8 protein-coding genes are annotated in these 11,669 nt (G+C 74.7%); 4 read left to right on the top strand and 4 right to left on the bottom strand.

What is annotated here, in order from left to right:
• Positions 1–186: 186 nt before the first annotated feature.
• Positions 187–735, bottom strand: coding sequence for a MarR family winged helix-turn-helix transcriptional regulator (locus tag IE305_RS14085; RefSeq protein WP_190129850.1), 549 nt, complete (start codon positions 733–735; stop codon positions 187–189).
• Positions 736–836: 101 nt separating this feature from the next.
• Here IE305_RS14085 and IE305_RS14080 point away from each other — a divergent pair, with 101 nt between their 5' ends.
• Positions 837–2,138 (top strand): MFS transporter, encoded by a 1,302-nt coding sequence (locus IE305_RS14080; RefSeq protein ID WP_190129849.1) that lies wholly within the window; start codon positions 837–839, stop codon positions 2,136–2,138.
• An 8-nt stretch (positions 2,139–2,146) separates the two neighbouring features.
• Here the strand turns inward: IE305_RS14080 and IE305_RS14075 are convergent, their stop codons facing one another.
• Together IE305_RS14075 and IE305_RS14070 are read right to left on the bottom strand one after the other, a co-directional pair.
• Positions 2,147–3,892 carry an ATP-binding SpoIIE family protein phosphatase gene (locus tag IE305_RS14075; RefSeq protein WP_190129848.1) on the bottom strand — a complete coding sequence of 582 codons (1,746 nt, stop codon included), beginning with the start codon at positions 3,890–3,892 and terminating at the stop codon, positions 2,147–2,149.
• Between the two features lie 188 nt (positions 3,893–4,080).
• On the bottom strand, positions 4,081–5,406 hold the full coding sequence (locus tag IE305_RS14070; RefSeq protein ID WP_190129902.1) for an NAD(P)/FAD-dependent oxidoreductase: 1,326 nt from the start codon (positions 5,404–5,406) through the stop codon (positions 4,081–4,083).
• A gap of 552 nt (positions 5,407–5,958) precedes the next feature.
• Between IE305_RS14070 and IE305_RS14065 the strand changes: the two genes are divergently transcribed.
• The 3 genes from IE305_RS14065 to IE305_RS33765 all read left to right on the top strand — a co-directional run bounded on the left by IE305_RS14065 (position 5,959) and on the right by IE305_RS33765 (position 8,913).
• Positions 5,959–6,735 carry a TetR/AcrR family transcriptional regulator gene (locus IE305_RS14065; RefSeq protein WP_190129847.1) on the top strand — a complete coding sequence of 259 codons (777 nt, stop codon included), beginning with the start codon at positions 5,959–5,961 and terminating at the stop codon, positions 6,733–6,735.
• A 158-nt stretch (positions 6,736–6,893) separates the two neighbouring features.
• Positions 6,894–8,063 (top strand): sigma-70 family RNA polymerase sigma factor, encoded by a 1,170-nt coding sequence (locus IE305_RS33770; RefSeq protein WP_373311623.1) that lies wholly within the window; start codon positions 6,894–6,896, stop codon positions 8,061–8,063.
• Between the two features lie 10 nt (positions 8,064–8,073).
• Positions 8,074–8,913: an NPCBM/NEW2 domain-containing protein gene (locus IE305_RS33765; RefSeq protein ID WP_373311622.1), complete on the top strand. Its 840-nt coding sequence runs from the start codon at positions 8,074–8,076 to the stop codon at positions 8,911–8,913.
• Here the strand turns inward: IE305_RS33765 and IE305_RS14055 are convergent.
• Complete coding sequence (locus IE305_RS14055) at positions 8,897–11,035, bottom strand: asparagine synthase-related protein (RefSeq protein WP_190129846.1); 2,139 nt, start codon at positions 11,033–11,035, stop codon at positions 8,897–8,899. The two genes, IE305_RS33765 and IE305_RS14055, sit on opposite strands and share 17 nt — an antisense overlap.
• Positions 11,036–11,669: the final 634 nt, after the last annotated feature.

Below are 11,669 nucleotides of genomic sequence, written 5' to 3'. Positions count from 1 at the left end.
TCCGAATTCCGGACACGCCGAGGCATGCCGAAATACTTCCCGATAAAGGGTCGTACAGGTTTGTGGTGGTCGCCCGTGAGGCGGAGACGCTGTCGCAGAACCGTTACGGCGCCGCGGCAACTCGGAGAACACTACGGATGGGTCGGCTCCGTGTCAACTCTCGGTCAACCCGGTTCTGTCGGGTCGTCAGTCCAGGTCGCTGAGACGGCCGCCCGCGTCGGGCTGGGCCTCTTCCACCCGGCGGAGCAGCCGGGTGAGCATCTCGCCGAGGAGGGCTCGCTCGGCCGGCGAGAGGTCCTGGAGGAGGTCCTCCTCGAAGACGGTGGCCCTCCGCAGGCCGTCGAGCCACTTGGCGCGGCCTTCCTCCGTGATGCCGACGATCACGCGGACGCGGTTGGTCTCGTCGCGCTCGCGGGTGACGAGGCCCTCGGCGACCATGCGGTCGATGCGGTGGGTCATGGCGGCGGGCGTCAGGCCCAGGCGCTTGGCGAGGTCGCCGGGGCCGAGGCGGTAGGGCTCGCCGGCGAGGACGAGGGCCTTGAGGACCTCCCACTCGGCGTTGCTGATGCCGAGTTCGGCGGTCTGTCGGCCGTAGGCGACGTTCATGCGGCGGTTGAGCCTGCTGAGGGCCGAGACGACCCGTTCCACCTGCGGGTCCAGGCCCTGGAACTCGCGCTGGTAGGCGGCGATCTGTTCTTCGAGGCTCGGCTCGGCGGGCCCGGGGGTGTCAGCCATGCCCGGCAGTATGACACGAAAGCGATTGCCCTAAAGCCCTTCGCTGTGTACTCTTTACCTTCGAAGTTTAGGTCTGAAGTCTTCGAGCTTGAGGGGTGAGTGTGACCACCGCGATGGGCGCCGCGCTGCGCCGGATCCAGCTGGGCAACGCACTGAGCGCGTTCGGCAACGGCTTCACGGTTCCGTTCCTGTTCGTCTACGTGGCGCAGGTGCGAGGGCTGGGCGCCGGCACGGCGGGGATCGTGCTGGCGACGTTCGCCGTGGCCGCGCTGCTGGTGCTGCCGTTCATCGGTCGTGTGATCGACCGACGGGGTCCGCTGCCGGTGGCCGTCGCGGGTACGGTCTCCGCCGCCGCCGGCTCGCTGGGGCTGGGGCTCGCGAGCAGCGAGCCGCTGGTCGTCGCCGCCGCTGCGGCGCTGGGTGCGGGTATGGCGGTCATCCAGCCCTCCCTGGCCACGATGATCGTGTGGTGCTCCACGACGGCCACCCGCTCGCGTGCCTTCGCGATGCAGTTCTTCCTCAACAACCTGGGTCTCGGCGTGGGTGGCCTGCTGGGCGGCCAGCTGGTGGACACGTCCGAGCCGTCGAGCTTCGTGCGCCTCTTCGCCATAGAAGCGGTGATGTTCCTGGTCCTCGGTGCCGCCGTGGCGACGGTGCGGCTGCCCCGGGCGCCCAAGGTGGAGGACGCCGTGCCGGGCGCGGCCTCGGACGGCCGTGGCTGGCGGACCCTGCTCGGTGACCGGGCCATGGTGCAGCTGTGCGTGCTGGGCTTCGTGATGTTCTTCGCCTGCTACGGACAGTTCGAGTCGGGTCTCTCCGCCTTCGCGGTCGAGGTCACGAAGATCTCCCCCGCGACGCTGGGTGTCGCGCTCGCCGCCAACACCATGACGATCGTCGCCGCCCAGTTCCTGGTGCTGCGGCTCGTCGAGGGGCGCCGGCGCAGCCGGGTCATCGCGCTGGTCGGGCTGATCTGGGCCGTGGCGTGGGTGGCGGCCGGCCTGTCCGGGCTCGTCCCGGGGGCGCACGGCGTCGCGACCGCGCTGCTGATCTCCACCTATGCGCTGTTCGGCCTGGGCGAGTCGATGCTGGCGCCGACCGTGGCCCCGCTGGTGGCGGACCTGGCGCCGCCGCGGCTGGTGGGCCAGTACAACTCGGCGTTCGCCCTGGTGAAGCAGTTGGCGCTGGCGGTGGGCCCGGCCGCGGGCGGCCTGCTGGCCGGTGCGGGTCTCTACGTGCCGTACATAGGTCTGCTGATCGTCTGCTCGCTGGGCATAGCGGGGCTGGCGCTGGGGCTGGGCCGCCGGCTCACCTCGGCGCAGGACAATCCGGTGCGGACCCGTGTCGTGCGGACCGGCAATGCCACTCCTGCCGAGGTGGGCGAGCGGGTGACCGTCGCCGCCTGAGCCTCCGGTCAGCCGCGGCGGTGGCCGGTGGGCAGGGCGAATTCGCACCACACCGCCTTGCCGCCGCCCGGTGTGCGACGGGAGCCCCAGGACGAGGCGATGGTGGCGATGATCGAGATGCCTCGGCCGGCCTCGTCGGCGGGTTCAGCGCGGCGGCGGCGCGGCAGGTGGTCGTCGCCGTCGGTGACCTCGATGATCAGGCGGCGGTCGGTGCGGCGGAGCCGCAGGCGCATGGGGGGTGTGCCGTGCTGGAGCGAGTTGGCCACGAGTTCGCTGGTGGCCAGGACGCCGAGGTCGCGCAGGTCGGTGGGGAAGCGCCAGCTGGCCAGGACGCCGGAGGCGAAGGCGCGGGCGCGGGGTGCAGCCTCGACGCCGCCGAGGAGTTCCAGGGCGGCGTTGTGGAAGAGCTCGGCGTCGTGGCCGGTGCGGGCGGGGTGCTGGAGGACGAGGACGGCGACGTCGTCGTCGTGTTCCTGGGTGACACCGAGGGCGCGGATGAGGCGGTCGCACATGACCTGGGGGGAGCCGGTGGCGCCGGCGAAGGCGTGTTCCAGTGCCGCGACGCCCTCGTAGATGTCCTCGCTCCGGCGTTCGACGAGGCCGTCGGTGTAGAGGACGGCGCTGGCGCCGGGGGTGAGGGGGACGCTGCCGCTGGTGTGCAGCCAGCCTCCGGTCCCCAGGGGCGGGCCGATGGGTTCGGCGGCGCGATGGACGGTGCCGTCGGGGTCGCGGACGAGGATGGGGAGGTGACCGGCGGAGGCGTAGACGAGGCGGCCCTCGTTGGGGTCGTGGACGGCGTAGACGCAGGTGGCGATCTGGGTGGCGTCGATCTCGGCGGCGAGTCCGTCGAGGAGCTGGAGCACCTCGTGGGGCGGCAGGTCGAGACGGGCGTAGGCGCGTACGGCGGTGCGCAGCTGGCCCATGACGGCGGCGGCGCGGACGCCGCGGCCCATGACGTCGCCGATGACGAGGGCGGTGCGGCCGGCGCCGAGGGTGATGACGTCGTACCAGTCGCCGCCGACCGCGGTGTCCTTGCCGCCGGGCAGGTAGGTGGCGGCGACGCGCAGGTCGTCGGGTTGTTCGAGCTGCTGGGGCAGAAGGCTGCGTTGCAGGGTGACGGCGGCTTCGCGCTGGCGGCGTTCGCTGGCGCGCAGGCGTTCGGCGGCCTGCACCTGGTCGGTGACGTCGGAGGCGAAGACGAGGACGCCGCGCTGCTCGTCCGGGCCGGCGCCGGTGCCGAGGTCGAGGGGTGAGCAGGTGAAGGTGTAGTAGCCGGGCCGGGCGCGGCCGCGGTCCGTGGTGGTGGCGGGGGTGACGCGGCGGGATTTCACGGTGCGGGGTTTGCCGCTGCGCAGGACCTGGTCCATCAGGGGCAGCAGGCCGAGCTCGGCGAGTTCGGGGAGGGAGTCGCGGGCCGGTGCCCCGGGGTGGCGGGGGCCGAAGACGGCGGAGTAGGCGTCGTTGACGTAGGCCAGGCGGTGGTCGGGCCCGTGGAGGACGGCGATGAGGGCGGGCACCCGGCCGAGGAGGCCCGGGGCGGTGAGCCCGTCGAGGGCGGGTCCGGCGGGGTGGGGGCCGGGCGCGGCCGCCGGGGGGCTGCCGGCGCGGGCCGCGGGCACGGCGCCGGGCACCGGCCCGGCGGTGCGGGCGGGTCCGGCCTGGGCCGGCTGTGCGGCGGCGGTGCTGGTGGTGCGGTCGGTGCGAGCTCGGCGTTGTGCTCCGGGGAGCCGGGCGCTCCAGCGGGTGAAGTTCACTGAGGGTTACCTCGTGGAGTCGTGCGGGGTCCGGTCCCCGGGGAAGTGCGGCGAACGTCCCGTTCCCTCGTGCTCGTCGCTCTTCGCAGGGAGCGGCCCGCCGGTGGTCACGCGTCCAGTGTGGCCGACCGGACCATCGCTCGTCAGGCGCCGCGTCCGGGAAGGGTGTTCGTGGTCGGTGAACCGTCTCAACTGGCCTCGGGGTGACGTCCGGTGCCCGCCGCGAGTTCGAATTCGGCTCGGGGGTTCTCCAGGGAGCCGAGGGAGACGATCTCACGTTTGAACAGTCCCGCGAGGGTCCATTCGGCAAGGACGCGCAACTTCCGGTTGAAGGTGGGGATGCGGCTGAGGTGGTAGGCGCGGTGCATGAACCACGCCGGGTAGCCCTTGAGCTTGTGGCCGTAGACGTGTGCGACGCCCTTGTGCAGGCCGAGGGAGGCGACCGATCCGGCGTAGGCGTGCCGGTAGTCCTTGAGGCCGAAGCCGCGGATGGACGCGAGCACGTTGCGGGCGAGGACCTTGGCCTGGCGCACGGCGTGCTGCGCGTTGGGCGCGCACTCGGCGCCCGGCTGGTCCGAGGTCAGGTCGGGCACCGCGGCGGCGTCCCCGGCAGACCAGGCGTGCGGGGCGCCCTCGACCTGGAGGGCCGCGGTGCACTTGAGGCGGCCGCGTTCGTCGCGCGGCAGGTCGGTGGCGGCGAGCACGGGGTGCGCCTTGACGCCGGCGGTCCACACGAGGGTGCGGGTGGGGAAGCGGGAGCCGTCGCTGAGCAGGGCCACGCGGTTCTCGCAGGACGTGAGGCGGGTGTCGAGGCGCACGTCGATGTTGCGTCCGCGCAGTTCCCGCACGGCGTAGCGGCCGAGGTCCTCGCCGACCTCGGGCAGGATGCGGCCGGTGGCCTCGACGAGGACGAACTTCAGGTCCTCGGGCTCGACGTTGTGGTAGTAGCGGGTGGCGTAGCGCGCCATGTCCTCCAGTTCGGCGAGGGCCTCCACGCCCGCGTAGCCGCCGCCGACGAAGACGAAGGTCAGGGCGGCGTCGCGGACCTCGGGGTCGCGGGTGGAGGACGCGATGTCGAGCTGTTCGAGGACGTGGTTGCGCAGGGCGATGGCTTCTTCGACGGTCTTGAAGCCGATGCCGTACTCGGCCAGGCCCGGAATGGGCAGGGTGCGGGAGACGGAGCCCGGGGCGAGGATCAGCTCGTCGTAGTGGAGGGAGAGGGGCCCGGTGCCCTCGTCCTCGGTGGCGAGGGTCTTCACGGTGGCGGTGCGTTCGGCGTGGTCGATGGCCGTGACCTCGCCGGTGACGACCTGGCATTTGCCGAGGGTGCGGCGCAGCGGGACGACGACGTGGCGCGGCGAGATGGAGCCGGCGGCGGCCTCGGGCAGGAACGGCTGGTAGGTCATGTACGGCTCGGGGTCGATGACCAGGACCTCCGCCTCGCTGCGGCGCAGCTTCTTCTGGAGGTGCAGGGCCGCGTACAGGCCGACGTAGCCGCCCCCGACGACGAGGATGCGGGCGGGGCCCTCGTAGGGGTGCTCGGGGGGCCGCTGAGGCGCGGGGGACGGGGCCGTGTGCCCCTCCCGTTCCCGCTGTTCCCTGCGTGCCTCCTGCCCCTCGGGGGCCGGCTCGTTCACCAAGGCACCTTCCTCCGCTTTCCTCGAGGTGTTCCCCGGGTGTTTCCCTCGTGCCGCGCGTGCCTTGCGGGGTTCCGCGCGTTCCTCCGGGCGTTGTGGCACCACTTCTTCCCATGACGCACCGGGGTCATTGCTTTGTCCACAGGACCGGCGAAATGTATGACCGGTGTCGGAGCTGATCGCTCCATCTCGGTGAACCGGTTCCGGGCAGAAGTCCCGCAGGTCAGGGGGGATGCGGCGGGGTGGTGCGGTGGTGCAGAATCGGGTGGGATCGGCCCTGTACTCCAATCGGGGGTGGTCTGTGCGGAGCTACCCTCTTCTTTCTTGACCTGGGCTCAACTATGTTCGTACTCCGTCGGGGTGCCGAGACACGCCCCGGCAGTCAGGGCGGGGAGTCTCCGGGGGGAGACGTCATAACCGGGGGAACGTATGCACATTCAGGGCTCTCATTGGTCTGCTGCTGTCGCGACGACTGACGGCACGGGTGGCCGTCATACGCCGTTGCGCGTGGATGCACAGCGCAATCTGGAACATGTGCTGCGGGCGGCTCGCGAGGTCTTCGGCGAGCTGGGGTACGGAGCGCCCATGGAGGACGTGGCGCGCCGGGCCCGGGTGGGCGTCGGGACGGTGTACCGCCGCTTCCCGAGCAAGGACGTGCTGGTCCGGCGCATAGCCGAGGAGGAGACGGCCCGGCTGACCGAGCAGGCACGGACCGCACTGGGCCAGGAGGAGGAGCCCTGGTCGGCGCTCTCCCGGTTCCTGCGCACGTCCGTGGCGTCGGGCGCGGGCCGGCTGCTGCCGCCGCAGGTGCTGCGCGTCGGTGTCGAGGTGGAGGCCGAGGACGGCAGGGCGCAGGCCCCGGCCGCGGCCGCCGCTCCCGCGCCGGAGCGGGCGCGGGTGCCGCAGCAGCGGCAGCCCGGCATCGCGGGCGGCCAGCTGCACGAGCTGCGGCTCGTCGAGCAGCGTCCCGCCCCCGCCGAGGAGCGTGACGACGCGGGCGCGGCGGCCCTGCTGGAGGTCGTCGGCCGGCTCGTCGAGCGGGCCCGCGCGGCGGGCGAGCTCCGCGAGGACGTCACCGTCGCCGACGTCCTGCTGGTGATAGCGACGGCCGCGCCGTCGCTGCCGGACGCGGCCCAGCAGGCAGCGGCCTCCTCGCGGCTGCTGGACATCCTGCTGGAGGGCCTCCGGTCCCGCCCGGTCGCCTGACGCCCCGCCGCACCGGGTCACTCCCGGCCGGCACCCCGGCGTGCCGGTACGAACAAACCCGGACGAGTGGTTGATGTTCGGGGAGTGACCCTGGGGTGCGCCCGTGTGCGACGCTGCTCGGTGTTTCGAGTGGGTCGGCGTGTACGGGAGCCTCCGCTATGGGTGTTGACAGGCGGGACGAGCCACGCGGGAACCGCGGGGGGACGGACGATCCCCCGGCGGAGTCCGGTGCCCTGGAGCTGTGGAGCGGCGACGCCGCTCCCGCGGTGCCCAGGCAGCGGGAAGGCGGCGCGGCCGACGACGACGGGCTGCCCGGCCCCGACCCCGACGCGCCCCCGTCCGACCTGGAGCTGGTCACCCGGCTGCGGGGCGGCGAGAACGGCGAGGCGTACGAGGAGCTGTACCGGCGGCACGCCGACGCGGTCCGCCGCTACGCCCGGAGCTGCTGCCGGGACGCCCACACCGCCGAGGACCTCACCAACGAGGTCTTCACCAGCACCCTCCAGGCGGTACGGCGCGGTGCCGGACCGGACTCGGCGGTACGGGCGTACCTGCTGACCACGGTGCGGCGGGTCGCGGCGGCCTGGGCGAAGACGGCCCGGCGCGAGCAGCTGGTGGAGGACTTCGCGGTCTTCGCCTCCACCACGGCGGTGTCGACGGGCGCCGACGACGACACGCTGACGCTGGGCGCCGACGTCCGGGCGATGCGGGAGGCCGAGGAGTCACTGGCCGTGCAGGCGTTCCGCAGCCTGCCCGAGCGGTGGCAGACGGTTCTGTGGCACACGACAGTGGAGGAGGAGTCACCCAGCGATGTGGCGCCGCTGCTGGGCCTGAGCGCCAACGCCACCGCCGTCCTGGCCCACCGGGCCCGCGAGGGACTCCGGCAGGCCTACCTCCAGGCCCACGTCAGCGCGGCCCTGACGGAGGGGAGCGGCTGCGCCCCGTACGCGGACCGGCTGGGCGCCTACGCCCGCGGCCGGCTCCGCAGCCGGGCCGAGCGGGGGGTGCGCAAACACCTGGAGCAGTGCGCCCGGTGCCGTACGGCGGCCCTGGAGGTCGCCGACGTCAACGCACGGCTGCGCGCGCTGCTGCCGGTCGCGGTCGTCGGCTGGTTCGCCGCGGACTGGTCCCTCAAGGCCGCCGCCGGCCTGACGGCAGCCACGACGGCCGGCGCCGCAGCAGGCACCGCCGGAGCCGGCGCGAGCACCACGAGTGGGGCGGGGGCAGGGGTGGGGGGTGGGGGGGGTGGCCCCCGGGGCTGGAGGCGCTGCCGGTTCCGCTGCCGGGTCCGGGTCCGCCGGGTCTGCCGGTTCCGCCGTTGCCGGTGAGGGGCTCGGGATGGCGGCGCGGGTCGGGTTGCTGGCCGGGGCGGTGGCTGCGGCGGGGGCGATCGTCGCGTACGCGCTGGCCAGCGGCACCGGGGCGCCCGCGGGCGACCTGCGGGCGCGGCCCACGGCAGCGCCGGTCGCCTCCGCGACCGCGCCCGCCCCCGGCCCCTCCCTCACCGCCTCCCCCGCACCCACCTCACCCCCCGCCCTCGTCGCCAAGGCCGCGAGGGCCACCCCCACGGCCGGCCCCACCACCGCCGAACCGTCCCCCACCCCCACACCCCGGCCCAGCACCACGCCCACCCCGAGGCCGGCCCCCACACCGTCGCCGACGCCCACCCCCACACCCACCACCCCACGGCCGGCGAACACCGCGAAGCCCGGCCCGCCCCCGTCCGGCCCGCCCGTCGTGACCGTCGCCCACCGCCTCAGCGAGCTCGACTACCAGGGCCTGGGCAACGGCGACGAACCCGAGGTACGGCTGTACGGCAGCAGCTGGCTCTGGCAGCGGCACGGGCTGCGCGTCGCCGGCACGGCATACCCGCACGGCGTCAGCGTGCACTCCTCGTCGTCCGTGACCATCGACCTGAACCGCACCTGCACCTCCTACGACGCCCTCGCCGGCGTCGACGACATGACGCTGGGCCTGGGCGCGGCGACGTTCTCGGTGTACGCGGACGGCAAGCGGATGTGGGGGTCCGGCCTGGTGCGGGCCGGGCAGGCGCCGGTCCCCGTGCACGTGCCGCTCGCCGGGCACCGGACGTTGCGGCTGGTCGTGGACTCGGAGGCCGCCATGGACCGCGTGGCGGTGGCCGACTGGGCGCTGGCCCGGATCAGCTGCATCCGGTAGGCGGGACCGCCGGCCCCACCGCCTCCCCGGAGCCGTCCCCGTCCCCATACCCGTACGCCGCCGGAGTGTCGTCCGACCAGCACGTGCCGCGGCGCGCCAGCAGGCGTTGCAGCCACACCTCCATGGCCACCAGCTGTGCGAGCCCGTCGAGCGCCACGGGCTCCCCCGCTGCCGCCGCCCGTAGCGCGCCGCGCACCGCCGCGGCGTCGGCGAGGCCCGCGTCGGCGAGCAGGGGCGCGTCGAACAGGTCCTGCAGCGGTTGCGCGTACGTACGCAGGCCCGTGCGTGCCGCTGCCGCGTGCGTGGCGTGCGAGGTGGCTCCCCACCCGGGCGGGAGGGCGTGCACGCCGGCGCCTGCGAGCACGTCCCGGAGCACGGAGGCACGGGCGCCGGGCTGTACGCGCAGGGGTTCGGGGAGGGCGCGGCAGGCGCGTACGACCTGGTTGTCGAGGAAGGGGGCGTGCAGGCGCTGGCCGTGTGCTTCCGTGGCCTGCTCGAAGACGCGGTGGTCGGCGGCGTGGCGGTGGAGTGCGGCGGCGGCGCGCCGTTCGCCGGGGCGTGGTGGGAGGCCTGCGGGCGGGCGTTCGGCGGCGCGCCGCAGCCGGGCGCCCACGTCGGCCAGGGCCTGGCCCGTGAGCCAGCGTGCGGCGGGCCCGGGGCGGCACCAGGCCAGGGCCGCGAGCGAGGCGCCCACCGGCCCCCAGCCCCCGTCACCCGCGCCATGGGCCCGGCCGTCCTCCTGTTGTACGGCCAGGCGGAACAGGGCGGTGGCGGCCTGTTCGAGCCCGTCGCGGTAGGGCGTGCGGGCCAGGGTGCGGGCGGCGCGGTAGACGGTGAACGGCACGGCCAGCGCGTTGCCGGCCGTGCCGTCGGCGCGGGCGAGCGCGGAGACGGGCCGCAGGAGGTGCCGGCGGCGCCGGTCCGTCAACAGGTCGGCGAGGCGGGCGGGGTGGGCGTCGAGGGCCTGCCGGGCGCCGTGTCCGACGAGGTGGTCGGTGCCGCCGGCGGCGAGGCGGCGGCGGTGACGTTCGGCGGTGACGAGGGCGGGGCCGGGTTCGTCGGTGAGGGGGCCGTGCGCGAGGGCGGCGTACGGCAGGGCGTCGTGGCCGGCGGCGACGACGACGTGGCGCACTCCCGGGTGACTGGACAGGGCGGCGGCGCGGGCGAGTTCGGCGTCGTGGGCGGAACCGGCGGCGGTGGCGAGGTCGTTGAAGGTGACGGCGAGGAGCCGCTGGTGTGCCGGGCCGTCACCCGATGGGGTGGCGTTGTGCGTGCGGGGGCCGGCGGCGAGGAGCGCGAGGGTGCCGGAGGCGCTGCCCCCGGAGAGGTCGGTGCCGGCCACGGGACCGCCCGCCGGCCCCGGGCCCGCGCTGTCCCCGTTCCCCCGTGGGCCGCTCCCCCACGGCCAGGGGAGCCGCCCGGCACTGCGGTGCGGGGCGGCGAACCGGGCGCGTACGGCTTCCGTGAGGGCTTCGCGGAGGGTGTCGACGGCGTGGGCGGCGTCGTGCCGGGACGCGGTGGCGCCGGCGAGGGTGGCGGTGGGTTCGTAGCCGGTGATGTCGCGGCTGCCGTCGCGGAGGACGAGTGCGTGGCCGGGCGGTACGCGCCGTACGCCGGCGTAGGGCGTGCCGTCGCCGAGGGCTTCGGGGACGTCGGGGCAGGCGAGGAGGGCGGCGAGGTGGCCGGCGTCGGGCGGGGCGCCGACGAGGTCGGCGAGGGGCAGGGCGGCGGTGGCGTAGGCGGTGCCGCCGGGGACGGCGGTGTGGAAGACGGGGCGGGCGCCGGCGAGGTCCCCGACGACGGCGAGGCGGCGGCCGGCCTGGGCGACGGCGGTGTAGCTGCCCGGCCAGGCGGTGAGGTGGCGCAGGGCGCCGCCGCGGGCGGCGGTGAGGCCGGCGCGGAGGGCGTCGTCGTCGGCGCCGCACCGGCCGAGCACTGCGAGGCGGGTGGTGCTGTCGTGGTTGCTGTGAATGACGCGTACGTCGTCGGGGCGCCAGTCGCCGACGGCCCACAGGGGGGCGCTTCCGCCCCACAGGAGGCGCGCGCCGACCGGTGTCGCGCGGGGGCCGGCCGCCGGTCCGGCTCCGGAGGAGGCACAGCTCCAGCCCACCAACCAGCGCATCGCCGCCTCCACAGGCTGTGGACAACCGCCGGGCGGGCCGACGGCCGCCCCGCCGGACCCGCCCCCGGCCGTCGTGCCGACCGCACTCCCGTACACCACCGCACCGACCACCCGTCATGGCGTCATGGGCCGACCCGACCGGGCCCAACCGGCCCAACCGGCCCAACCGGCTCGACCGGCTCGACCGGCCCGACCGGCTCAACCAGCCGCAGCCGCCGTGGAGTTGCGCCACTCGCGCCCCAACGCCATGCACGGAACGCCATGCACAGAACAATGATGTCCGTACCGTGCGGCCCCGCACCCACCCGGGGGTGGTCAAGCAGCCAACGCTCGGGACAACGGCGGGAGATGGGCTTACGTCACGGTTGGGGTGATTTGCGGCGGCTACGCACCCGTCCGCGCCCCAGAGGCGGAAGCGTCTCGACCTGCCCTCGATGTCGACATTCGGCCAAAGTTCGGGTCCAGCGCATACGAGAGGCGACGCGGGGCCACGGCCGTGCGCACACAAGGGCGCATGCTGCGGTCCGGGAGGCGCGAGCAACCTCCCGGACCGCGTCCGCCGCCCGCGGGGAATGAGGCGACGGCTCCCCCAGCCCACTGGATCCAGTACAGCGGGCCAACCCACGCCCCTCCA

The sequence above is a fragment of the Streptomyces mashuensis genome (genome assembly GCF_014654785.1).
Classification (GTDB): domain Bacteria; phylum Actinomycetota; class Actinomycetes; order Streptomycetales; family Streptomycetaceae; genus Streptomyces; species Streptomyces mashuensis.
Note: the sequence above shows the minus strand (reverse complement) of the source record. Positions and strands in the feature narration are given on the sequence as shown.

Excerpts from the sequence above, each read along its gene's own strand:
- IE305_RS14055 (WP_190129846.1), bottom strand. The coding sequence starts at position 11,035 with ATGCGCTGGTTGGTGGGCTGGAGCTGTGCCTCCTCCGGAGCCGGACCG.
- IE305_RS14065 (WP_190129847.1), top strand. The coding sequence starts at position 5,959 with ATGCACATTCAGGGCTCTCATTGGTCTGCTGCTGTCGCGACGACTGAC.
- IE305_RS33770 (WP_373311623.1), top strand. The coding sequence starts at position 6,894 with ATGGGTGTTGACAGGCGGGACGAGCCACGCGGGAACCGCGGGGGGACG.
- IE305_RS14085 (WP_190129850.1), bottom strand. The coding sequence starts at position 735 with ATGGCTGACACCCCCGGGCCCGCCGAGCCGAGCCTCGAAGAACAGATC.
- IE305_RS33765 (WP_373311622.1), top strand. The coding sequence starts at position 8,074 with ATGGCGGCGCGGGTCGGGTTGCTGGCCGGGGCGGTGGCTGCGGCGGGG.